We start from the raw sequence: 20896 nt of genomic DNA, 5'->3' as shown, positions 1-20896 counted from the left end.
GGGGCAAGCAGTTGGGGGTGGGCAGTATCTCACCTGAATTTTCGGCGGTGCGGGGCCCAGGCTCTGTGACCGGGAGCAATACGACCGAAACGAACAGGAACAAGCGCCCAGCCGCTGCGTCGTCCGGGCCAGGCGATCCGGTCACAACCTCACCAGACCGAGGCCGGCAAAAACCAAGGCGATTCCTGAGGCGATGGTTCGGGCCTGGTTCCAGAACTGCCATCGTTGTGAATAATCCTGCCAGATATGGCGCGCAGTCTCGATATCGTCGGGAATGGCAGTTGCGGCCAATGCCTCGTTCATTGGCACGTTCACCGTCAATGTGAGGAAAAGGCCTGATGTCAGATAGACGAGCGCTGCCGCCGCGAACCAAAACGCAGGCGACTTGCGGCCATCGAAACGCATCGCGGCAGCCGTGAGCCCCAGGACGACCGGCGTCAGAAAGAATGCCGGAAAGAACACGGCGTTGCGAACCGACGCATTCATCGCTTGCATTGCCTCGATTGCCACGCGCGGATCAGTCTGATCGAGGCCCCACATTGTGGAGCAGACCCAAGCGTAGAAAAATCCAAAAATCGCCCCGGAAAATACAATCGATGTGACCGACAGTCCTGCCACTATCCCGGGCATCGCAGTTTCCATAAAACCGTATCATCGTGTACGCTTTTACATATACGTACAAAAGTGTACGGTTTTGGTCAAGCAGTTTCCAAGCTTGGCAGTTTCGCAGATTGGCAGTTTCGGAGATTGGAATGCGCGAGGACACCAAGGCTGCGCGTCGAGCACAGATCGAGAGGGCAGCCTACAAGCTTCTCAAGGAGAGAGGCTATGGCGGGACTTCCATGCTTGGCATAGCCAAAGAGGCAAAGGCGTCAAACGAAACTCTCTATCGCTGGTATGGCGATAAGAAGGGCTTGTTCAAGACGATGGTCGAGAACAATGCAAGGACGACGAAAGCGGCACTGGATGCGGCAATCAGGGACGAAGCCGATCCTCTGGTAACCCTTGAGGATGTTGCTCCGATCCTCCTTTCGATGCTGCTTGGCGAGCGGGCAATTTCCCTTAACCGCGCGGCTGCTTCTGACGAAAGTGGCGAATTGGGTGCGACGATTGCCGCAGGTGGTCGCGATTCGGTATTCCCGCTGATCGAGAAACTGATCCAGCGCGGCTTGGAGAGCAGCGCGCTCGCCGCGCCATCTGCACGCATCGCGGCCGATTGGTTCTTGAACCTGCTGATTGGTGATCTGCAGATCCGGCGGGTCATTAGCACGCTGCCGGTTCCTTCAGACAAGGATGTCCATTCGAGAGTGGTTGCCGCGATCAGTGCATTTAGAAAGCTCTGCAGCACATGACGGCAAAATTGCTCGATCTGTGGTTATGCATAGGGCGAGCAGGAATAGGTCGGTTTCCAAGGCCATGCATGGAGGCTTGGCGCTACGCGGCGATCCTGACCGGCTCGAAGTCTATGTCGAGAACCGAATCCAACTGCCGGTCCATGAAACGCTCAGGGATGCTCTTCACCAGCAAGTTGCGGAGAGGGACGACAATCGGGTTCCGCAATTGCGCAACTCCGGCGTAAAAACGCGATTCGGATGCAACGCGATGCGCCCTTTCGAGGCGACGCTTGTCATATTCGCGGATTGCCTGCCCGATCGGATGCCGTCCGAACAAAGCCGCAAGCACCGCCGCGTCTTCAATCGCGAGTCCCGCTCCCTGTCCCAGATCAGGGGTGACGGCATGGGCGGCATCGCCAAGCAGGACCACCCTGCCGCGGGTGAACGCAGGCATTGGGTCGAGATCGAGAATGTCCGTCCAGATCATCGAGCCGGCAGGTGTCCGATCGAAGATTTCCGGAATCGGATCGTGGAAACCGGAAAACATTGCGCGCACCTCGGCAAGATCGGCCTGCGCCAGTTTGGGATCGCCGACGCGGTCGGCGCCGCTGCAGGCAAACCAGTAGACTCTTTCGCCGGGAATCGCCGCTCGGCCGATCCGTTTGCCGGCCCCCCAGCTCTCGGTCAGGCGGGTGGGGTCCATTCCTTGTGGAAGGCCTGGCGCGATTGCGCGCCAGCAGACATAACGCGCGAAGCGCTCCCTCGATTGCGGAAACAGCGCCTTGCGAACCACGGAGTGAATGCCATCGCAGGCGAGCACCAGATCGCTCCCCACGCTCTCCTCATTCGCGAAGCGTAGAACGATGCGATCACCCAAGTCACGTGCATCGACGCACTCCATATCGGTGTGAATTATCGAGTGGGGTAGCTGCGAAAGAAGGGCCTTGTGAAGGTCGCCTCGGTGCAGCACAGCCATGCTGAGATGACCGTACCGCTGGCTAAAGCGCTGAAAATCCGTCGATTGAAGAACCTGGCCTTTGTCGTCAAGAAGGTCGAGCCGGTGTATCGCCTGCGCATTGGCCACAACCGCATCGTAAAGCCCGAGCGTGCGCAGAGCCCGAAGCGCGTTGGCGCTCAGGCTGAGACCTGCGCCCAAAGGCTTCAATTCGCTCGCTTGCTCGAAAATCTCGACCTCCCAGCCAAGGAGCCGAAGCCCCTTGGCAAGCGAAAGTCCCGCAATCCCGGCGCCAACGATGACTGCCCGCATGACCTCCATCCCTGAGAATTCTGAGTAGCGCTGTGATTGGTGTATCCAATCCTGGCCTCGTTCTTAACGAGCGCCTTACAGCGCGAGTTCCCATCGAGTTGCCATTTCGCGCGGCCTGACTTGGGAGAAAGCCGAGGTCCAACCCAAGCTTCACCCTATCGTGGCGTCGTCCTCGATCTTCCTCGCTTCCTTCATGTTGGGAAGAAAAACCGTCAGCAGCCCGAGCAGCGGCAAATACGAGCAGACCTGAAAGACGAAATCGATGCCTTTCATGTCGGCGACGACGCCGAGCACGGCGGCGGCGATGCCGCCCATGCCGAAGGCGAAGCCGAAGAAGATGCCGGCGATCATGCCGACGCGACCCGGCACCAGTTCCTGGGCGAAGACGACGATGTTCGAGAAGGCCGAGGACAGGATCAGGCCGATCAGCACGGTCAGCACCATCGTCCATTCGAAATTGGCGTAGGGCAGGGCCAGCGTGAAGGGCAGGACACCGACGATCGAGAACCAGATCATCGGCTTCTGTCCGTAGCGGTCGCCGAACGGGCCGCCGAGCAGGATACCCAGCGCCGAGGCGCCGAGGAACAGGAACAGCATGACCTGCGACATCTGCACCGAAACGCCGAATTTATCGATGGCGTAGAAGGTGTAGTAGCTGGCGAGGCTGGCGACGTAGGCGTTCTTGGTCAGCACCAGCAAGGTCAGCACCGCCAGCGCGCCCATCACCTTGCGGCGCGGAAAGGGCGAGACGAAACTCGCCGCCTTGCGGTTGGCGAGCGAGGCGCGAAGACGGCTGTACCAGCCGCCGACCCGCCACAGCACGATGATGCCGATCAGCGAGCCGACGGCAAACCACGCTATGCTGGTCTGGCCGAAGGGCACGACGATGAAGGCAGCCAGCAGCGGCCCTATGGCTTGGCCGAGATTGCCGCCGACCTGGAACAGCGATTGCGCCAGGCCGAACCTGCCGCCCGAGGCGAAACGGGCGATGCGCGAGGATTCCGGGTGAAAGATCGCCGAACCGATGCCGATCAGCGACGCGCCGATCAGTAGCAGCGAATAATGTCCGGCATAGGCCAGCACGATCAGGCCGATCAGCGAGGCCGCCATGCCGTAAGGCAGCGAATAGGGCATCGGTCGCTTGTCGGTGACCATGCCGATCAGCGGCTGCAGCAATGAGGCCGTCACCTGGAAGGTGAAGGTCAAAAGGCCGATCTGCCAGAAATCGAGGCCGTAATTGTCCTTCAGCAGCGGATAGATGGCCGACAGCAGCGACTGCATGATGTCGTTGACACAGTGGCAGAAGCTCACCGCAAGAATGACGGTGAAGGCCGTCGCTTGCGCCGAAGTGTGGCTGGCCGTAACAGGGGTGGCGACGGTGGTGGCTGTCGTGTCGGTCAAGGCATGCTCCGTGGACTTTTTGGCGGGCGCTCCCGCAGGCGTAGCCGGTTGCCTTATAAGTCACTTGCCGGGCGACTTCTTTCGTGGTTTGGTCCAATAGTTTCGCGAGTGGGCCATTACCCAATGCCGCACGGCAATGAAATCTTCAAAGCTGGCGACAGCGATCTCGGGCAGTTGCATGAGCGCCGCTGGCAGTGGCTGGAGCAGGCCGTCGGGCCAGCGGTGGCCCTGCCGACCGAATATCCCGACGGCTACCACGTGCCGCAGCACCGCCATAACCGCAGCCAGTTGCTGCATGCGCTTGTCGGCGTGGTGCTGGTGACGACGCGACATGGGCGCTGGATGGTGCCGCCCGATCATGCCATGTGGATTCCCGCCGGCACCGAGCATTCCGTCGAGATGCTTGGCGACGTCAGCATGCGCTCGGTCTATGTGATGCCGGACGCTATTGCGGGGCTGCCGCATGGCTTACGCGTCGTCGGCATCACCGATCTGATGCACAGCCTGATTGTGGAATCGGAAAAGTTGCCACAGGGCGGCGAGTTGGAGGGGCGCGGCGGGTTGATCATGAGCCTCCTGCTGCATGAAATCCCGAGCCTGCCGGAACGGCCGCTCGGCCTGCCTTTTCCTTCAGATCCAAAGCTTGCGGCGCTGTGCCGGCGCTTCGTCGCAGCACCCTCGCCGCATGCGACGATCGACGAATGGGCCGATATCGTCGGCATGAGCCGCCGTTCCTTTACGCGTGCCTTTCATCGCCAGACCGGATTGTCGCTATCGACGTGGCGCCAGCAGGCCTGCCTGTTCGCGGCCTTGCCGCGGCTGGCGGACGGCGAGCCGATCACCAGGGTGGCGCTTGATCTCGGCTATGACAGCGTGCCGGCCTTCATCACTATGTTCAAGCGCATGCTGGGAGCATCGCCGCGCGGCTATATGCGCGGCGCGCGGGATGCCGGCGAAGGCGTTCGCCGGCCCAATGTGCCGGCGCGGGTCCTGTAGCCTAGGAGTGGCGCGCCCGATGGTGGGCTTTGATAATGCGGGAGCATCCCTATCGAGGGCTGAAAATCGTTTCGTGGTCGGTGCGCTAGTCGAATAGGCTCGACACCGATTCCTCGGTCGCCGTGCGCGAGATCGCCTCACCCATTAGGTCGGCGATGGAGATGACGCGGATGTTGCTGGCGTCGAGCACCGCCTGGGTCGGCTGGATGGAATCTGTAATGACCAGTTCCTGCAGCTTCGAGGCGCCGATGCGGGCGATGGCGCCGCCGGACAAAACGCCGTGGGTGGTATAGGCGGTGACGCTGGTGGCGCCGCCGGCAAGCAGCGCATCGGCCGCATTGCACAAGGTACCGCCCGAATCGATGATGTCGTCGATCAGCAGGCAATCCTTGCCGCGCACGTCGCCGATGACGTTCATGACTTCCGATTCACCGGGGCGCTCGCGACGCTTGTCGACGATGGCAAGCTGGGCATCGATGCGCTTGGCGAGCGCACGGGCGCGGACCACGCCACCGACATCCGGCGACACGACCATGACATTGGCAAGCTGCTTGTATTTCGCCTTCACGTCGCGGGCCATGACCGGCACTGAAAACAGATTGTCGGTCGGGATGTCGAAAAAGCCCTGGATCTGGCCAGCATGGAGATCCAGCGTCAGCACGCGATCGACGCCCGCCCGCGTGATCATGTTGGCGACCAGCTTGGCCGAGATCGGCGTGCGGCCCGAGGCGCGGCGGTCTTGCCTGGCATAGCCGAAATAGGGAATGACCGCCGTGATGCGCTTGGCCGATGAGCGCATGAAAGCGTCGATCATGATGAGCAGTTCCATCAGGTGATCGTTGGTCGGGAACGAGGTGGACTGCAGGATGAAGACATCCTCGCCGCGCACATTTTCCTGGATCTCGACGAAGATCTCCTGATCGGCGAAGCGCCTGACGCTGGCTTTGCCCAGCGGGATGTTGAGATAGCGGGCGACCGCTTCGGCCAGCACTCTGTTGGAATTGCCCGCGAAAAGCTTCATGCACCGTTCCTGGTGAAGGATGGAGACTCTGGCAGACTCTCTTGAGCCTCTTAAGTCGGGCTTTTAGCGGCCCGTGCTGGTATTGCAAGCGTCGTGATCGGGAATCCGCCGGCTAATCTCAATAAACGTTTACGGCGAGGGCAGCCTGCAACGTGTCAGCCCGCCTGACCGCCAAGCCATGTGGCAAACTGGTCGATCGTCTGATCGGCGATCGCCTGCATGGTCTCCGGCGCGACAGCAGCCCAGCCTTCGCCACCATTGACCGACGGTGCCTTCTGCTGGCCGTTGATGCGATGCAGCCGGTTGCCTGCCGGGTCATAGACGTCCCAGACATAGATGACGGTGGTATCCTTACCTTCCGACATCGTCGAGAAATAGCCTTTCAGCACGTGCGTTGGGGTCTGCCCGGCGCTGCCTGCCAAGATGATGCCGCGCTGCTTGGCTCGCGTCTGAAGCTCCGCGGTCAACGGTGTGGCGGCTTCTACCGACGCGCCGACGATCGGCGCCACCTGCAGGCGGGTTCGTGCGATGACGGCGGCGCTTTTTGCGGGCGGCACGGTCGTGGTTGCGGGCTGTGCAGGGGCGGAAGGTTGTGCCGTCGCGGAAGGCTGCGGTGCTGCAGCCGTGCCGGTTGCGGGCACGGCCTGTGTCGACTGCGGGGCTATGGCCGAGGGTTCGAGAACGTCCTTCGCATTGGTGCAGGCGGCCAACGCCAGCGCCGCGAGCAATGACACGGTCGTCACATGCGATCGCCTCATTTGCCTCAAAACTCCTTGGCGATGAACGCCCTTTGAATCCCTATCATTATGGATTCACTGCACGATCAAGTCGAGATCATGGCGGGACAGCGGCTTCGGCTGCGATTCGGTCGTCAGATAGGTGCGGCCAAGCGTCATCGCGGTCTCGGTTTCGGAGTCCATGATGATCATGTGGGCGAACAGCGTCATGTTTGGCGCGATGGGCTCGGGATTGCCCTGATAAAACATCGGCATGTCCATCCATGACGGAGTGAAGCGGGCGCCGAGCGAATAACCGCAGGCATTGAGACGGTGCTTGGTCAAATTGTGCGCCTCGAGTGTGCGGGCATGCGCGTCGAACACATCGCCGAAGGTATTTCCGGGCGTCATCGCCTTCTCGACGGCCAGAAGCGCGGCGCGCGCCGCATCGAACAGTTCCTGGTGACGTTTCGACACTTTGCCGGTCAGCACCGTGCGCATCATCGCCGCATGATAGTGGTGGAAGACGCCGGCCCATTCGAGCGTCAGCTGGTCGTTCTTGGTCAGCTTGCGGCGGCCGGCCTTGTAGCGGCAAAGCAGTGCGTCCACCCCCGAGCCGATGATGAACTCATTGGCCGGATAGTCGCCGCCACCAGCAAAGATTGCGCCCTGCATGGCGGCAAGGATCAAGGCTTCGTCGCCACCCTGCTTGATCAGTGGCAGGGCCGCGTCCAGCGCGTCGTCAGCGAGGCTCGCGGCCTTTTCCGCCTTGGCGATCTCGGCCGGGCTCTTGAACAGGCGCAGCCGGCTCACGATGCCGGAAGCGTCGGCGATCTGGCCAAAGGTTTGCAATTGTTCGTCCAGGCGCCGGCCATTGTAGGCGGTCAGGCCGTGGGTGTCGTATTCGACGCCGATGCGGGCGCCGAGCAGGTCGAGGTCGTTGAGCAAATTGCGCAGGTCAATCGCCGGATTGGCGCCGTCGCGGTCGGTCCACAGCACGATGTTGTCGATGATCGAGGTGTGGCGCGCCTGGCGCAGATCGGCCGAGCGCGTCAGCAGGATCATCGAACCGTCTGCCTTCACCACCAGGCACTGGAAGAAGCAGAAGCCGAACGTATCGTAGCCGGTCAGCCAGTACATGCTCTCCTGCGCAAACAGCAGGACGGCATCGAGCTTCTTTTCGGCGATCTCGATCATCAGCCGATCGCGCCGCGCGTCAAATTCCGACCGTTCGAAATGCAGCGCCATTATTCTGTCTCCAAAACGATTGCCGAAATCTGCCGCCCGTAATCCGGCTCGTTGCGATGCGTGGTGCGCCGGTAGGAATAGAACAGATCCTCCTCGGCGTAGGTGCAGCGGCTAAGCCCGTCGGCGGTGACGCCAGCCCGGCTTAGCCGATCGACCGTATAGAGGTTCAGGTCGAACATTGCATGTCCCGACTTCGCCGACGGCGCGAAGTAGCGGATGTTGTTGGCATCGGCCTCGACGAAGCGGGCGACGAATTCCGCCCCGACCTCATAGTTTTCTGGGCCGATGGAAGGACCGAGAACGGCGACGATGCGCTCGCGCCGGGCGCCGAGGCCTTCCATCGCTGCAATGGTATTTTCCAGCACGCCTGACAAGGCGCCCTTCCAGCCGGCATGGGCCGCACCGATGATACGCGCCTCCACATCGGCGAACAGGACCGGTCCGCAATCGGCGGTCGAGGCGCCGACGGCGATGCCCGGCCGGTCGGTGACGATGGCGTCGGCCCTTGGCCGCTCGCCGGGAAAAGGCTCCCTGGCGATGACGACGTCGGGCGAATGGATTTGGTGGGCGGTCAAGAGATGGGTTGAAGGCACGCCCATCCAGTCGGCGACGCGGCGGCGGTTCTCGGCTACCTGCGTCTGGTCGTCGCTCGAGCCGGTGCCGATGTTGAGGCCCTGATAGATGCCGCTGGAGACGCCGCCGACGCGGGTGAAATAGCCGTGGCGAATGCCTTGCGCCCGCGCCTTCTCCAGCAAGTGCGACCGAACGGGATCCGGTTTGGTCTGATTCAGCATGGCGGCGTTGTTGTCCGTGTGGGCGATTTCGTCAAGCTACAGTCCAAAGATGGGCGAAAGTCCAAAGTTGGGCGACAGTCGGAAGTTGGGAGAGTGGGAGAGGCGGCAGCGAAAAGTCAATCCGCTGGTGCAAAGGGCGGAACGGCGATTTCGGCAGGCAGGACGGCAAGCACCTTGAAGAGGTCACCCATGGCTTGCGGGCCGGCGAGGCGCTCGACCTCGCCTGCAATCTTTTCGCGAGCCGCCTCATCGGCATTGGCGCCGAGTTGGCCGGCGCGTTCGAGAAGGCCCATTTCCACCAGGAATTCGCCTTGCGTGGAGAGATGGGCATCGAGGCCGTGCGCCCGCACAATCGCGGCAAGGGCGGCGAAATCGACATGGGCGGTGAGATCGGCTTCGCCCGGATTGGCCAGCACATCTTCGTGATCGTGCTTGCGCAAGGCCTGCAACGTGTCGCCGATCCCTGGCCGGAGATAGCCATAGTCGAGGAATAGGCCAGCGCCACCGAGCTCGGCCAATCGCTCAGCGATGGTCGCCATCAGCGCGGCTCGGGCCGGCGCGACCTCGACAATCGCGCCCTGTGGCGCATTTTCGGCGTCGTTCGGCAACAGCGTCGGATCGACCGAGCCGGCGCCGGCGAAGAAGTGCAATTCGTCCGCGCCGTCGAGGCCGATCATCCGTTCGCGCCAGCCTGTTCCGGCGCGGACGAACTGTCGGATGGGCACAGCGTCAAACAATTCGTTGCCGACGATGAAAAGCGGGGTCTGCGGCAGCGTGCCCGTGCTTTCGTGCCAACCGATCGTGGCCGGCGTGGCGGCAAGCGTTTGCTTTTGGACATCTATCAGCCGCGGGCTGGTCTCGACCATGGCGAAGGATGCGCCGGCGGTCAGCGCCGGATCGAGCCGCGAAAGCGTGCGCAGCATGTCCTTCATCAGCGTGCCGCGGCCAGGACCGATCTCGGCGATGGTGACCGGCATCGGCCGGCCGGTCGCCAGCCAGGCTTCGTAGAGCCAGACAGCGACCAACTCGCCGAACATCTGGCTGATCTCCGGCGCGGTGACGAAGTCGCCGGCAGCCCCGAACGGTTCGCGCGTCGTATAGTAGCCGTCCTGCGGATCGAACAGGCAAAGCGCCATGTATTGGTTGACCGGGATCGGTCCCGCCGCACCGATCAGCTCGACGATGCGGGTTTTCAGCCGGGTCATACCGGCTGGGGCTGTGTTACCGGCTTTGCAGTCGCCATCGCCCAGACGCCGGCAAGCACCATTGGTAGCGACAGCACCATGCCCATGGTCAGCCAGCCGGTGCCGAGGAGATAGCCGAGCTGCTGATCGGGCTCGCGGAAGAATTCGACGACGATGCGCGAGAGACCGTAGCCGCAAATGAAGGCGCCGCCGACGAAGCGCGGCGTCTTTAGCTTGAGCCTGGAATGGGTGAGGAAGCGCAGGATCAGGAACAGCACCAGGCCCTCGAGCAGCGCCTCGTAGATCTGGCTCGGATGGCGTGCAAATGGGCCGCCATTGGGAAATTCGACCGCCCATGGAACATCGGTCGGCCTGCCCCAGAGTTCGGAGTTGATGAAATTCGCCATGCGAACGAGGCCAAGGCCGACCGGCACGCCAGCTGCAACCACGTCGAACAGCGACCATGTGCGGATGCCGCGCGACCAGGAAAACAGCGTCATGGCGAGAATGACGCCGAGCAGGCCGCCATGGAACGACATGCCGCCTTGCCAGACGGCGAGTATATCGAGCGGGTGGGCGATGTAGCGTGGCAGGTCGTAAAACAGCACGTAGCCAGTGCGTCCGCCAAGCACCACGCCGATGGCCGCCCATACGATGAAGTCGTCGAGATCCTCAGGCTTCATAGGCACGGTGCCGTCGGGCCAGAGCCTTGCATTGGTGACGAGCCGCTTGGCATACCGCCAGGCGAAGAGAATGCCGACGATGTAGCCGACGCCATACCAATGCACCGCCAGCGGTCCGATCTGGACGATGACCGGGTCAATGTTGGGGAAGGGCAGGGCCGCCAGCGGCAGCATAAGATACTCGCTCAACAGGATCTCCCGGTTGCGGATCACGTTCGGGCGCGGACCATGCGGCAGGGTTTTGGCGGGGTCAAGGCGACGTGGATGCTTGCATTCCGGGTCGCGCGCCACTACGTCAAATCGACCAAGCGAGGATTTGCCATGTCGACCGGACCGAACCGCATTCTCGATGAATTCGCCAAGCTGATGACCGACGCCGCGGGTGCCGCGCAAGGGGTGCGGCGCGAAGTAGAAACCGCTTTCAAGGGGCAGGCCGAGCGCGTTCTCAACTCGATGGACCTGGTGCAGCGCGAAGAATTCGAGGCCGCACGCGATATGGCGGCGAAGGCCAGGGAAGAAAACACCCGCCTTGCTGCGCGCCTCGAAGCGCTTGAGGCAAAGCTCACCGAATTGACCGGGCAGGCCGCGCCTGCGGCTGCGGCAAAGCCCAGATCAAAAAAATAATCGTTAAACTTTTCCACAAAGCACAATCGCAAAAAGCGCTTTGACGTGAATCGCTTACCGGCATTGCGTGAATCTTCGTGACAGAGGCTTTCCACATGCGAATGACGCAGTGCGAAAAATTGGGCTGGTCACGCGACTCCCGATCAATAGACTGAATTTGTTGCATGATTCGAAGCAGGGTCATGCGCCGGGCGGTGGGGTCCGGTCTGGGGTCTTTGCGTTGACGAAGTCCCGGCCGTCCGAGTTCTAGACAAGATTGTTCGTTGTGTGTGCCCGCGGAGCGTGTGGCGCTCACTAGAGCGACGTGCGTCCACTTGGACGCACAAAGTACGCTCTAGAACTTTGAACGTTCGCATCGTGCTTTCCGAAAATCGAACCGATTTTCGGGCCGTTGCGAAGGAACGACAGGAAGCATTCCATGGAACTTCTCGAACTCGACCTCTCTCGCGAAATTCATCCGGTGGATGTTATCGAGCAGGTGGCCCACAACAACGACTGGTCCTTCGAACGGGCCGGCGACGACGAGATTTCGATTTCGGTTGCCGGAAGCTGGACCGACTACCACGTCTCATTTTCCTGGATGGAGGATTTCGAGGCGCTGCATCTGGCCTGCGCTTTCGACATCAAGGTGCCGGAGGCGCGCGCGCTCGAAGTGATGCGGCTGCTTTCGCTGATCAACGAGCAGATGCTGTTCGGCCATTTCGACCTCTGGGAACAGGAAGGCGCGATCATGTTCCGCCAGTCGCTGCTGCTTGCCGGTGGGGTCGAGCCGTCGAGCCAGCAGGTCGAGGTGCTGTTGTCGTCGGCGCTGGAAGCCTGCGAATGCTATTTCCAGGCGTTCCAGTTCGTCGTCTGGTCGGGAACCTCGGCCAAGGAGGCGCTGGCCGGCGTCCTGTTCGAGACCTATGGAAACGCCTGAGCCAGGTCCTGACCATCAATGAGCTCGAGCAGCCAGCGCAAGCCCGAGATCAGCTTCGCCGATTTCGACCGTGTCGATATCCGCGCCGGCACGATTATCGAAGCCGAGCCGTTTCCCGAGGCGCGAAAGCCGGCGATCAAGCTGAAGATCGATTTCGGCGCTGACATCGGTGTGAAGAAATCGTCGGCGCAGATCACCAAATATTATGCGCCCGAGACGCTGGTCGGCCGGCAGGTCTTCGCGGTGGTCAATTTTGCGCCGCGGCAGATCGGCCCCTTCATGTCGGAAGTGCTGACGCTTGGCTTTCCCGACGAGGAGGGCGCCGTCGTGCTTGGCGCGATCGAACGCAAGGTGCCGGATGGCGGCCGATTATTTTAGCTTCGTCATCCACGGGCGAAGCGGACGCGCAACCCCGAGAATCCATGCCGTAGCAGTGGTCGAAGAGTAGGACGGTCCAGAATCGCGTTGTTCTGGCCGCTCCTGTGGGGCAAGTGCGGCTCGTCGCCTCAACCCAACAAGTTCTTCACCGAAGGGGTCGCTCGCAGGTCACGGCATGGATCCTCGGGTCTGCGCGTCGGCTTCGCCGCCGCTTCGCCCGTGGATGACGAAAGGTGGTGTCAGTTTGCGCGTGGTGCCCAGCGCCTCTTCAACCGTCTCCAGAAACATTTCCGCGCAGGCTTTCCAGCTATAGCGCATTGCCCGTTCGCGCGCCTCAGCGCGGTCGACGTGGAGCGCGGCGAGCGCTGCCTCACGCAAATCATTCGACACCGCTCCGCCAACCCCGTCGCCGACAATGTCGATTGGCCCCGTCACCGGATAGGCTGCGACCGGCGTGCCGCTGGCCAGCGCCTCGATGATGACATTGCCGAATGTGTCGGTGCGGCTGGGGAAGACGAAGACATCGGCCGAGGCGTAGATCTCGGCCAGTTCGTCATTCGGGCGGTGGCCAAGGAAATGGGCAGCGGGGTATCTGGCCTTGAGCCTGGCCAACTCCGGCCCCTCGCCGACGATCACCTTGCTGCCGGGCAGGTCGAGATCGAGGAAGGCGGCTAGGTTCTTTTCGATCGCGACGCGGCCGACGCAGAGGAAGATCGGTCCCTTGAGCCCCAGATCCTTCCTCTTGTCCGGCCGGAAATGGTCGGTGTCGACGCCGCGCGTCCACGGCCTCAGCTTGGTGAAGCCGCGCGCCGACAGATCGTCCGCCAGCGACTGGGTGGCGACCAGCGTGCCCTGTCCGGAATTGTGGAAATCGCGAAGCCAGCGGTAGGCCCAGGCCTCCGGTATAGGCAGCCGCGCGCTAAGATATTCCGGGAAGCGCGTGTGATAGCTCGTCGTGAACGGCCGGCCTGCCTTGCGACAATAGCGCCGCGCCATGATGCCGAGCGGGCCTTCGGTGACGATATGGATATGATCGGCATTGCGCACTTCGATCAGGCGCGCGACATGGCCCGGCGTCGTCAGCGCCAGCCGGATGTCCGGATAGGTCGGCAGGGGCAAGGTGCGAAAGATGTTCGGGGTCAGGAAGTCCGTCTCGACGTCGAAGGATTTCAGGGTTTCCGAAAGCCGTTCCAGCGTGTGGACGACGCCGTTGACTTGCGGGCGCCAGGCGTCGGTGACCATCAGGATGCGCATAGCAGCCCTTTGCTTGAAATGTCGTCGGTTTCCTTGATGCGAGGCCGCAAGGCCGAATCAATCAGGATCGCACGCTTCATGCGCGCTCTTCAGCATGGTTTCATGACGGGCCGATGAAGGCGCAAACCGGCGGTCGTCCGCAGCTGCCAGAAAAGCAGCGCGTCGTCCCGAAAATCGAATTCGATTTTTGCTGCGCTGACCTTCGGTTCGGAAAGCACGGTGCGTAGGTTCAAAGCGTTAGAGCGTACTTTGTGCGTCCAACTGGACGCACGTCGCTCTAATCAGGCCGGAACCTTGATGACGGCGCGCAAGCCGCCGAGCGGGCTCTTGTCCAGCATGATATCGCCGCCATGGCTGCGGGCTATGTCGCGTGCGATGGCAAGGCCAAGGCCGGTGCCGCTGGCGTCGAGGTTGCGGGCCTCGTCAAGCCGCACGAAAGGCTTGAACACGTCCTCGCGCTTTTCGGGCGGAATGCCCGGACCGTCGTCGTCGATGGTGACGAGCAGCGAGCCGCGGCCATGGTTGGCGTTGATTTCAACCGTCTTGGCGTAACGGAAGGCGTTGCCGACGATATTGGACAACAGCCGGGCAAAGGCGTGGGGCCGCACATGCACATTTGGATCGCCGGCGAGCGCGGTCGACAGTTTGCGCTTGCGCAGCGTGGCCTCCTCGCCCAGCTTTTCGAAATACGCTTCAAGATTGAAACGGCCGGCGTCTTCCGTTGCCTCGCCGCGAGCAAAGGCGAGATAGCCTTCCAGCATAGACTGCATGTCATCGATGTCCTGGCCGAGCGCCTCGGTGTCGGCCTTGGTCCCGGTCAGCGCAAGCTGCAGCTTGAAGCGAGTGAGGATGGTTCTCAAATCGTGGCTGACGCCGGTCAGCATAGCGGTGCGCTGTTCGAGCTGGCGTTCGATGCGTTCGCGCATCTGGATGAAGGCAAAGCCGGCGCGGCGGACCTCCTCGGCGCCGCGCGGACGGAAATCGCGCGGCATCGGCCGGCCCTTGCCGAAACTTTCGGCGGCCTCGGCCAGCGTCAGGATCGGCCGGATCTGGTTGCGCAGGAAAGGGATGGCGATCATCAGCAGCACCAGCGAGGTGCCGACCATCCAGATCAGGAAAATGTGCGTGTTCGAGGCATAGGCCTGGCTGCGGCGCACGAAGGCGCGCAGCACCTTGCCCTCGAGCTGGACGCGGACCTCGATGATATTGGAATTGCCGACCGTGTCGATCCAGAACGGCCGGTTGATCTGATGGGTGATCTCGGACGAGAGAATTTCGTCGAGGATCGAGAAGAACGGCTTTGGACCGGGCGCTGGCAGCGGATCGGGCGGAAGCAAGTCGATCTTCAGCTGCATGCGATCCTGCGCGATGCGGATGATATTGGCGTAGTCGGCGTCGTTCGGATAGGTTTCAACCAGGTCGACGATCGCGGCAATGTCGCGGACCGTGGCCTGCGACAGGCGCTGCGTCACAGTCTGCCAGTGGCGTTCCATGAAGACAAAGGCGAGGACCGATTGCAGCAGGATCATCGGTGCAATGACGATGATCAGCGAGCGGGCATAGAGCCGCTTCGGCATGTAAAGCGAAACGAGGCGCCAGAACCGTTTCCAGGCAAGCGGCACCGCCTTCAGCGCCCGCCTGGCGCGAGCGCTCAAGCCGCTATCTTCCGGCCGTTCCAGTTGCGTGGTCGCCATTCGCCCTTTTTGCCCATCTGCAGCTCAACAAGGGACCCGCAAGCGCAGTGCTGCGCTTGCAATTTTCGACTTTATGCATGTCGTCGTCCCAAAACCGCTTCGCACTTTTCGGCGACATGCATTGCGGCAGTCTATTCCACGCTGAGCCGATACCCAATACCACGCACGGTCTGCAGCCAGACCGGGTTGGACGGATCGCGTTCGATCTTGCGGCGCAGCCTGTTGATCTGGACGTCGATGGTGCGCTCGCCGACTTCGGACTCGTCGCCGACAAGTTCATGGCGCGGTATCGTTTCGCCGGCCCGCGCCGCGAAGATCGCCAGGATCTCCTGCTCGCGGTCCGTCAGCTTCAGAGCCTCGCCGCCGCGCTTGAGCTCCCGCCTGGCGATCTGGAAGGTGTAAGGGCCGAAGACCAGTTGCTCGACCTTGGGGGTCGTTGCCGGACCGCCGCGGCGCAGGATGTTGTTGATGCGCAGGATCAATTCGCGGGGATCGAAAGGCTTCGGCAGATAGTCGTCGGCGCCGGCCTCGAGCCCGGTGATCCGGCTGTCGGTCTCGGAAAGCGCGGTAAGCATCAGGATCGGCACGTTCTTGGTCGCCCGCAGCGCCTTGGCGAGGTCGACGCCGGTTTCGCCCGGCATCATTATATCGAGCACGAGCAGGTCGAAATCGAGGCCGGCGAGCTTGCGCCGCGCTTCGCCGGAATTTCCGGCAACGGTGACGCGAAAGCCGTTTTCGGTCAGATATTGTTTGAGAAGATTGCGGATACGGGTATCGTCATCGATCACCAGCAGATGCGGCGCATCATCATCCGGTGCTGCCGGTTGATCAACCCTTTCAATGGTCTCCATGGCTTTTCCCTGACATTTTTGCGGGCACAATGTCGATCTGCGCCCTTAGTTCCGGATTGACCATCGCTTCCAGGAAGCGTTCGATCAAGGCGCGTTCGGTGGCTCCGAAATCTTCCAATGCAGCATGGATGCGGCGCGACTGTGGCCGTGCCAGCGCCAGCGCCAAGGCGCGGCCCTTGGCCGTCGGATAGAGTTCGCGCTGGCGGCGGTCGCGCGGGCCCTGCAACTGGACGACATGATCGGTGTCGATCAGTTGCTTGAGCACGCGTGCCAGGCTCTGCTTGGTGATCTTCAGCACGTCGAGGAGTTCGGCGACCGTCAGGCCCGGCCTGCGATTGACGAAATGCAGAACCCGGTGATGGGCGCGGCCGAAGCCATAATCGGACAGGATCTGGTCCGGATCGGAGGTAAAATCGCGATAGGCGAAGAAGAACAATTCGATGATGGCAAAGTCGATGCCGTCCTCGTCGGTGACCGCCGTCCTGATCGGTTTTCCGGCTGGGTGGCTGCGATCCGTCATCTTTTCTCCGTGCGAAAGGGAAATTATGTCAGTACTATTGACGTAATTTCCCGGCAATGGTAATTTTTGACAAGCTTTTCGGCGGATTGCGAACGAAAAGGCAAGGGAAAGCCGTTTTTCCGGAACTTCCTGTGTTTGCCAGACCTTATATATCCGCCTACGCTTCGAGATACCGGCCGCCCGGTGCGGCTGATAAGAAACGCGCAACGACACAACGATGTGCGGGCGGCCGCCCGCGGGAGGTTACCATGGCATCCGTTCCCTTTGACCAAATGGACGGCTTTATCTGGATGAACGGCGAGTTCGTCAAATGGGCCGACGCCAAGATCCACGTGTTGACCCATGGCCTGCACTACGCCAGCGCGGTGTTCGAGGGCGAGCGCGCCTATGGCGGCGAGATTTTCAAACTGACCGACCACAGCGAGCGCCTGCATGAATCGGCACGCCTGCTCGGCTTCAAGATTCCCTATTCGGTTGCCGAGATCGACGACGCCTGCCGCACGCTGTTGAAGAAGCAGGGCTTTCAGGATGCCTATGTCCGGCCGATCGCCTGGCGCGGCAGCGAACAAATGGGCGTTTCGGCGCAAAACAGCCGGATCAACTGCGCCATCGCCATCTGGCAGTGGCCGAGCTATTTCGATCCGGCACAGAAGCTGAAGGGCATCCGTCTCGATCTGGCCGAATGGCGCCGCCCCGATCCGCGCACTGCGCCGTCGAAATCGAAGGCTGCCGGCCTCTACATGATCTGCACCATGTCCAAGCATGCCGCCGAAGCCAAGGGCTATGCCGACGCCATGATGCTCGACTGGCGCGGCCAGGTTGCGGAAGCGACCGGCGCCAATATCTTCTTCGTCAAGGACGGCAAGATCCACACACCCACCCCCGACTGCTTCCTCGACGGCATCACCCGCCGTACAGTCATTGGTCTTGCCAAGGATCGCGGCTTTGAGGTGATCGAGCGCACCATTATGCCGGAAGAGCTCGAAGGCTTCCAGCAGTGCTTCCTCACCGGGACCGCGGCCGAGGTGACGCCCGTTTCAGAGATCGGTCAATACCGATTCGAGGTGGGTGAAATCGCCAAGACTCTGATGAACGACTATTCTGCGGCCGTTCAACCCAAGCATGCGATCGCCGCAGAATAACGAAAGTCACAGCTTTTTTAACAAGTAGGGGCAGTTTTCGGGCTGCCCCTTTTATTTAAGCACTTCTGCATTTGACTTTCGTCCAATTCGGCGTCTCATGATGGTGTCGGCCCGGGAGGCTGGCAGCTATGGAGGGACTGGTAACATGGACATGAACACGCTTCTTCCGATCATTATTCAGGTGATTACGGGTATCATCGGTGGTCAGGCGGTTGGCGCGGCGATCAAGACAGCGGCAATGGGTCAGCTTCCCAAAATTCTGGGCGGCGCCGTTGGCGGCGTCGGCGGCGCGGCGATCCTCGGCAGCCTGCTCGGCGGCGGTACGATCGATCCGGCTGCAGCCGCAGCGGCAACTAGCGGATTGGGCAGCGCGCTGAATCTGCAAAACATCGTCGGCGGTGCCGGTGGTGGCGCCATTCTGACGGCCATCATCGGCGCGGTCATGAATGCGATGAAGAAGTAAGCTTGGCGGTTTCGGGCTTTCGCATGGGCGGCTTCGGCCGCCCATTTCTTTTGTGTCCGTGCCAACGGTGGACGCCGTTTGCATGTGTCTCTACATCAGGGGCGACACAGCGAAAGGACGATCATGGGTCAGCTCAATGCCAGTATCGTGCCGGTCACGGCCTTCCAGCAAAACTGCACCATCCTCTTCGACATGGACGACAGACAAGGCGTCGTCGTCGATCCGGGCGGCGACATCGACAAGGTGCTGGCGGTGCTAAAGGATAACGCGATCAACGCCGGCGCGATCTGGATCACGCATGGTCATATCGACCATGCCGGCGGCGCCATGGAGCTGAAGGAGGCGCTCGGCGTCCAGATCATCGGCCCGCATGAGGCCGACCGTCCATTGCTTGCCAACCTCGAGAACCAGGCAAAACTCTACGGCATCACCGATCCGGTGCGCAATTGCATGCCCGACCGCTTTCTCAGCGAAGGCGATACCGTCTCGTTCGGCCAGCACGCGTTCGAGGTCTTTCATTGCCCGGGTCACGCGCCCGGCCATGTCGTCTACTACAATCGCGCTGCGAAGTTCGCCCATGTTGGCGACGTGCTGTTCCGTGGGTCTGTCGGGCGCACCGACCTGCCGGGCGGCGACCACGCCGCGCTGATCGCGTCGATCAAGGACAAGCTTTTGCCACTCGGCGACGACGTCGGCTTCATCTGCGGCCATGGTCCCGGCGGTCGCTTCGGTGAGGAGCGCCGGAGCAATCCATTCCTGATTTAAAGCGCGTCGCATCTGAGGCGCCTCATGCGATGCGCGTCAGGCCCTTGTCTTGCGCATGCCGACAACAAAAAAGCGCTGGCCATGCGGACAGCGCTTTTTTTTAGGGCTGGGGAGGCCTTAAAGCGCTTTGCGCTTTAAGGCCTTTGTCTTTGTGCATGTCGTTATCCCAAAACCGCTATGCACCCTGGGGTCAGGCCCGTGCGCATGCTTTTGGGCGACATGTATTAGTTGGCGGTGCAGAAATGCTGTTCGCCGTCATAGCCGGTGAACGTGCCGGTCCGGGAGTTGAACGAGCGATAGCGATCCGAACAATATTCATACCAGCCACGGGTCCATGGCTCGGCGTAACCATCATTATAGGCGACCCGCGGTTCCGCGTAGTAGCGGCGCACCGGGGCTGGCCGTGGATAACGCCCATAATCATCATAGCCGGGATCGTAATAGCTGGGCTGCGGGTTGTTGAGCGCACCAACGATCAGGGCGCCGGCTGCGAGGCCAAGGACGCCTGCCGCGATCGCGTCGCCATTGCCACGATGGTGGTGCCGGTGGCGCCAGTCGCCGGCGCTGGCCGCGGGCAAGGTCGCGAGCGTGGTCGCGACAATCGCGGCGGACAGGATGGCGGTCTTGAAAATTCGGTTCATGTCGGTCTCCTTCGTGCCGGCCCGGGTAATTTGGGGATGCGGTCCGGCTTATCGAAGACTAGTAGGCGACCGTGGCTGAACGGGGGCTGAACGAAATTGGCGGGCTGGGACCAGTCGACATTCATCGATCAGGCTTGGCGCGAGCCACAAATATCGCACGCTCAACAAGGAGCGGACTTGCCCTGCGGAATCCGTCCGATGCTGTCTCGATCCCGGCTCAGCCGATCGACAGGTTGACGGCTTTCGGACCCTTGCCGCGCTTGTCCGGCTCGGTGTCGAATGTTACCTTCTGCCCATCCTCAAGACCGGGAAGACCCGACGCCTGCACGGCCGAAATGTGGACGAAGACATCCTTCGCGCCATCATCCGGCGTGATGAAGCCGAAGCCTTTGGCATGATTGAAGAATTTGACGGTGCCGGTCTGCGGCATGGGAAGCTCCTTTGATCCCATCAAGTCCAGTCTCGGGCCGGCAAATGCCCGAGTGGAAATTTGTCGTTTATTTTAGCGTCATCGGCAAGAGAAAGTTTTGCGCGCATTGGCTTGCCTACCCGGGCACGAAAAAAGGCGCGACGAAAACCGCCGCGCCTTCGAAAACTCGGATCCGGCGCTGAAAGCCGGCACAAGGCCTGTGGAGACCTCAGGCACAGTCCCTGAGCACGTCCGAGCGGACGTGCGCGCGACGGTTCAGTCGGCGCGGAGATTGACCGCCTTCGGCCCCTTGCCCATCCGGTCCGGCTCGACATCGAAGGTGACCTTCTGGCCATCAACGAGCGTGCGCAGGCCCGAAGCCTCGATCGCGGAGATGTGGACGAACACGTCCTTGGCGCCGTCATCTGGCGTGATGAAGCCGAAGCCTTTGGTTGCGTTGAAGAACTTAACGGTGCCGGTCTGGGCCATTGGGGAAACTCCTTCACCCGTGTCAGTCTTGTGGTTTGCCCGCCGCCTGACGCCGTGGGCAAGTCCCGGTGGTTGCTTCGGCAGTCATGCATTGGCGCATGGT

At 61.6% G+C, this 20896-nt stretch carries 24 protein-coding genes; 8 read left to right on the top strand and 16 right to left on the bottom strand.

The genetic code is table 11. The features are described from left to right. Positions 1-141 precede the first annotated feature (141 nt). On the bottom strand, positions 142-486 hold the full coding sequence (locus EOC93_RS18875; protein WP_348627605.1) for an anthrone oxygenase family protein: 345 nt from the start codon (positions 484-486) through the stop codon (positions 142-144). Positions 487-752: 266 nt separating this feature from the next. On the opposite strand from EOC93_RS18875, the gene EOC93_RS18870 reads away from it, so the two are divergent. After that, on the top strand, positions 753-1352 hold the full coding sequence (locus EOC93_RS18870; protein WP_095488838.1) for a TetR/AcrR family transcriptional regulator: 600 nt from the start codon (positions 753-755) through the stop codon (positions 1350-1352). An 82-nt stretch (positions 1353-1434) separates the two neighbouring features. Here EOC93_RS18870 and EOC93_RS18865 read toward each other — a convergent pair whose 3' ends face one another. Both EOC93_RS18865 and EOC93_RS18860 read right to left on the bottom strand, forming a co-directional pair. After that, positions 1435-2601, bottom strand: a complete 1167-nt coding sequence (locus EOC93_RS18865; protein ID WP_127205368.1) for an FAD-dependent monooxygenase — start codon at positions 2599-2601, stop codon at positions 1435-1437. Positions 2602-2751: 150 nt separating this feature from the next. Continuing rightward, positions 2752-4002 carry an MFS transporter gene (locus EOC93_RS18860; protein ID WP_164759192.1) on the bottom strand — a complete coding sequence of 417 codons (1251 nt, stop codon included), beginning with the start codon at positions 4000-4002 and terminating at the stop codon, positions 2752-2754. A 123-nt stretch (positions 4003-4125) separates the two neighbouring features. Between EOC93_RS18860 and EOC93_RS18855 the strand changes: the two genes are divergently transcribed. Further along, positions 4126-4998: a helix-turn-helix transcriptional regulator gene (locus tag EOC93_RS18855; protein WP_127205366.1), complete on the top strand. Its 873-nt coding sequence runs from the start codon at positions 4126-4128 to the stop codon at positions 4996-4998. Between the two features lie 85 nt (positions 4999-5083). Here the strand turns inward: EOC93_RS18855 and EOC93_RS18850 are convergent, their stop codons facing one another. From EOC93_RS18850 to lgt, 6 genes are all read right to left on the bottom strand, one after another. Further along, positions 5084-6019 (bottom strand): ribose-phosphate pyrophosphokinase, encoded by a 936-nt coding sequence (locus EOC93_RS18850; protein WP_065011960.1) that lies wholly within the window; start codon positions 6017-6019, stop codon positions 5084-5086. A gap of 155 nt (positions 6020-6174) precedes the next feature. Beyond that, positions 6175-6777, bottom strand: coding sequence for a hypothetical protein (locus EOC93_RS18845; protein WP_127205365.1), 603 nt, complete (start codon positions 6775-6777; stop codon positions 6175-6177). 54 nt (positions 6778-6831) lie between these two features. Next, positions 6832-7983, bottom strand: coding sequence for a Xaa-Pro peptidase family protein (locus EOC93_RS18840; RefSeq protein ID WP_095488843.1), 1152 nt, complete (start codon positions 7981-7983; stop codon positions 6832-6834). Then, positions 7983-8777, bottom strand: a complete 795-nt coding sequence (gene pgeF, locus EOC93_RS18835) for a peptidoglycan editing factor PgeF (RefSeq protein ID WP_095488844.1) — start codon at positions 8775-8777, stop codon at positions 7983-7985. Before pgeF ends, EOC93_RS18840 begins: the two co-directional genes overlap by 1 nt. A 116-nt stretch (positions 8778-8893) precedes the next feature. After that, positions 8894-9982, bottom strand: a complete 1089-nt coding sequence (locus EOC93_RS18830) for a class I SAM-dependent methyltransferase (RefSeq protein ID WP_095488845.1) — start codon at positions 9980-9982, stop codon at positions 8894-8896. Then, positions 9979-10833 carry a prolipoprotein diacylglyceryl transferase gene (lgt, locus tag EOC93_RS18825; RefSeq protein ID WP_127205364.1) on the bottom strand — a complete coding sequence of 285 codons (855 nt, stop codon included), beginning with the start codon at positions 10831-10833 and terminating at the stop codon, positions 9979-9981. Before lgt ends, EOC93_RS18830 begins: the two co-directional genes overlap by 4 nt. A gap of 132 nt (positions 10834-10965) precedes the next feature. On the opposite strand from lgt, the gene EOC93_RS18820 reads away from it, so the two are divergent. The 3 genes from EOC93_RS18820 to EOC93_RS18810 all read left to right on the top strand — a co-directional run bounded on the left by EOC93_RS18820 (position 10966) and on the right by EOC93_RS18810 (position 12565). Continuing rightward, complete coding sequence (locus EOC93_RS18820) at positions 10966-11268, top strand: accessory factor UbiK family protein (RefSeq protein WP_095488846.1); 303 nt, start codon at positions 10966-10968, stop codon at positions 11266-11268. 418 nt (positions 11269-11686) lie between these two features. Further along, complete coding sequence (locus tag EOC93_RS18815) at positions 11687-12187, top strand: YbjN domain-containing protein (protein ID WP_095488847.1); 501 nt, start codon at positions 11687-11689, stop codon at positions 12185-12187. An 18-nt stretch (positions 12188-12205) separates the two neighbouring features. Next, the gene (locus EOC93_RS18810; RefSeq protein WP_095488848.1) at positions 12206-12565 is read left to right on the top strand and encodes a tRNA-binding protein; all 360 of its coding nucleotides are present in this window, start codon (positions 12206-12208) and stop codon (positions 12563-12565) included. A 168-nt stretch (positions 12566-12733) separates the two neighbouring features. Here the strand turns inward: EOC93_RS18810 and EOC93_RS18805 are convergent, their stop codons facing one another. The 4 genes from EOC93_RS18805 to EOC93_RS18790 all read right to left on the bottom strand — a co-directional run bounded on the left by EOC93_RS18805 (position 12734) and on the right by EOC93_RS18790 (position 16884). Then, complete coding sequence (locus tag EOC93_RS18805; RefSeq protein ID WP_245330073.1) at positions 12734-13819, bottom strand: glycosyltransferase family 1 protein; 1086 nt, start codon at positions 13817-13819, stop codon at positions 12734-12736. 281 nt (positions 13820-14100) lie between these two features. Further along, the gene (locus EOC93_RS18800; protein ID WP_126105281.1) at positions 14101-15513 is read right to left on the bottom strand and encodes an ATP-binding protein; all 1413 of its coding nucleotides are present in this window, start codon (positions 15511-15513) and stop codon (positions 14101-14103) included. 131 nt (positions 15514-15644) lie between these two features. Next, positions 15645-16364 carry a response regulator transcription factor gene (locus tag EOC93_RS18795; RefSeq protein WP_036261013.1) on the bottom strand — a complete coding sequence of 240 codons (720 nt, stop codon included), beginning with the start codon at positions 16362-16364 and terminating at the stop codon, positions 15645-15647. Beyond that, complete coding sequence (locus EOC93_RS18790; RefSeq protein ID WP_164547134.1) at positions 16351-16884, bottom strand: MarR family transcriptional regulator; 534 nt, start codon at positions 16882-16884, stop codon at positions 16351-16353. Before EOC93_RS18790 ends, EOC93_RS18795 begins: the two co-directional genes overlap by 14 nt. A gap of 248 nt (positions 16885-17132) precedes the next feature. Between EOC93_RS18790 and EOC93_RS18785 the strand changes: the two genes are divergently transcribed. The 3 genes from EOC93_RS18785 to EOC93_RS18775 all read left to right on the top strand — a co-directional run bounded on the left by EOC93_RS18785 (position 17133) and on the right by EOC93_RS18775 (position 19254). Further along, positions 17133-18026, top strand: coding sequence for a branched-chain amino acid aminotransferase (locus tag EOC93_RS18785; protein WP_095488851.1), 894 nt, complete (start codon positions 17133-17135; stop codon positions 18024-18026). A gap of 145 nt (positions 18027-18171) precedes the next feature. Further along, positions 18172-18489, top strand: coding sequence for a hypothetical protein (locus EOC93_RS18780; protein ID WP_095488852.1), 318 nt, complete (start codon positions 18172-18174; stop codon positions 18487-18489). A 123-nt stretch (positions 18490-18612) separates the two neighbouring features. Next, positions 18613-19254, top strand: coding sequence for an MBL fold metallo-hydrolase (locus EOC93_RS18775; protein WP_095488853.1), 642 nt, complete (start codon positions 18613-18615; stop codon positions 19252-19254). A gap of 224 nt (positions 19255-19478) precedes the next feature. Here the strand turns inward: EOC93_RS18775 and EOC93_RS18770 are convergent, their stop codons facing one another. The 3 genes from EOC93_RS18770 to EOC93_RS18760 all read right to left on the bottom strand — a co-directional run bounded on the left by EOC93_RS18770 (position 19479) and on the right by EOC93_RS18760 (position 20793). Further along, entirely contained in the window at positions 19479-19895 is a 417-nt protein-coding gene (locus tag EOC93_RS18770; RefSeq protein ID WP_126105282.1) for a BA14K family protein, read from the bottom strand. A gap of 217 nt (positions 19896-20112) precedes the next feature. Then, positions 20113-20325 (bottom strand): cold-shock protein, encoded by a 213-nt coding sequence (locus EOC93_RS18765; protein ID WP_006202521.1) that lies wholly within the window; start codon positions 20323-20325, stop codon positions 20113-20115. 255 nt (positions 20326-20580) lie between these two features. Next, positions 20581-20793 carry a cold-shock protein gene (locus tag EOC93_RS18760; RefSeq protein WP_023799871.1) on the bottom strand — a complete coding sequence of 71 codons (213 nt, stop codon included), beginning with the start codon at positions 20791-20793 and terminating at the stop codon, positions 20581-20583. Between the last annotated feature and the right edge of the window lie 103 nt (positions 20794-20896).

Source organism: Mesorhizobium sp. M6A.T.Ce.TU.002.03.1.1, from assembly GCF_003997275.1.
Taxonomy (GTDB): Bacteria; Pseudomonadota; Alphaproteobacteria; order Rhizobiales; family Rhizobiaceae; genus Mesorhizobium; species Mesorhizobium mediterraneum.
Note: the sequence above shows the minus strand (reverse complement) of the source record. Positions and strands in the feature narration are given on the sequence as shown.

Coding starts and splice junctions, on each gene's coding strand:
- EOC93_RS18810 (WP_095488848.1), top strand. CDS start 12,206: ATGAGCTCGAGCAGCCAGCGCAAGCCCGAGATCAGCTTCGCCGATTTC.
- EOC93_RS18815 (WP_095488847.1), top strand. CDS start 11,687: ATGGAACTTCTCGAACTCGACCTCTCTCGCGAAATTCATCCGGTGGAT.
- EOC93_RS18795 (WP_036261013.1), bottom strand. CDS start 16,364: ATGGAGACCATTGAAAGGGTTGATCAACCGGCAGCACCGGATGATGAT.
- EOC93_RS18775 (WP_095488853.1), top strand. CDS start 18,613: ATGGGTCAGCTCAATGCCAGTATCGTGCCGGTCACGGCCTTCCAGCAA.
- EOC93_RS18845 (WP_127205365.1), bottom strand. CDS start 6,777: ATGAGGCGATCGCATGTGACGACCGTGTCATTGCTCGCGGCGCTGGCG.
- EOC93_RS18875 (WP_348627605.1), bottom strand. CDS start 486: ATGAATGCGTCGGTTCGCAACGCCGTGTTCTTTCCGGCATTCTTTCTG.
- EOC93_RS18790 (WP_164547134.1), bottom strand. CDS start 16,884: ATGACGGATCGCAGCCACCCAGCCGGAAAACCGATCAGGACGGCGGTC.
- EOC93_RS18780 (WP_095488852.1), top strand. CDS start 18,172: ATGGACATGAACACGCTTCTTCCGATCATTATTCAGGTGATTACGGGT.
- EOC93_RS18830 (WP_095488845.1), bottom strand. CDS start 9,982: ATGACCCGGCTGAAAACCCGCATCGTCGAGCTGATCGGTGCGGCGGGA.
- EOC93_RS18840 (WP_095488843.1), bottom strand. CDS start 7,983: ATGGCGCTGCATTTCGAACGGTCGGAATTTGACGCGCGGCGCGATCGG.
- EOC93_RS18785 (WP_095488851.1), top strand. CDS start 17,133: ATGGCATCCGTTCCCTTTGACCAAATGGACGGCTTTATCTGGATGAAC.
- EOC93_RS18870 (WP_095488838.1), top strand. CDS start 753: ATGCGCGAGGACACCAAGGCTGCGCGTCGAGCACAGATCGAGAGGGCA.
- EOC93_RS18760 (WP_023799871.1), bottom strand. CDS start 20,793: ATGGCCCAGACCGGCACCGTTAAGTTCTTCAACGCAACCAAAGGCTTC.
- pgeF (WP_095488844.1), bottom strand. CDS start 8,777: ATGCTGAATCAGACCAAACCGGATCCCGTTCGGTCGCACTTGCTGGAG.
- EOC93_RS18805 (WP_245330073.1), bottom strand. CDS start 13,819: ATGCGCATCCTGATGGTCACCGACGCCTGGCGCCCGCAAGTCAACGGC.
- EOC93_RS18820 (WP_095488846.1), top strand. CDS start 10,966: ATGTCGACCGGACCGAACCGCATTCTCGATGAATTCGCCAAGCTGATG.
- EOC93_RS18865 (WP_127205368.1), bottom strand. CDS start 2,601: ATGCGGGCAGTCATCGTTGGCGCCGGGATTGCGGGACTTTCGCTTGCC.
- EOC93_RS18770 (WP_126105282.1), bottom strand. CDS start 19,895: ATGAACCGAATTTTCAAGACCGCCATCCTGTCCGCCGCGATTGTCGCG.
- EOC93_RS18800 (WP_126105281.1), bottom strand. CDS start 15,513: ATGGCGACCACGCAACTGGAACGGCCGGAAGATAGCGGCTTGAGCGCT.
- EOC93_RS18765 (WP_006202521.1), bottom strand. CDS start 20,325: ATGCCGCAGACCGGCACCGTCAAATTCTTCAATCATGCCAAAGGCTTC.
- EOC93_RS18855 (WP_127205366.1), top strand. CDS start 4,126: ATGCCGCACGGCAATGAAATCTTCAAAGCTGGCGACAGCGATCTCGGG.
- EOC93_RS18850 (WP_065011960.1), bottom strand. CDS start 6,019: ATGAAGCTTTTCGCGGGCAATTCCAACAGAGTGCTGGCCGAAGCGGTC.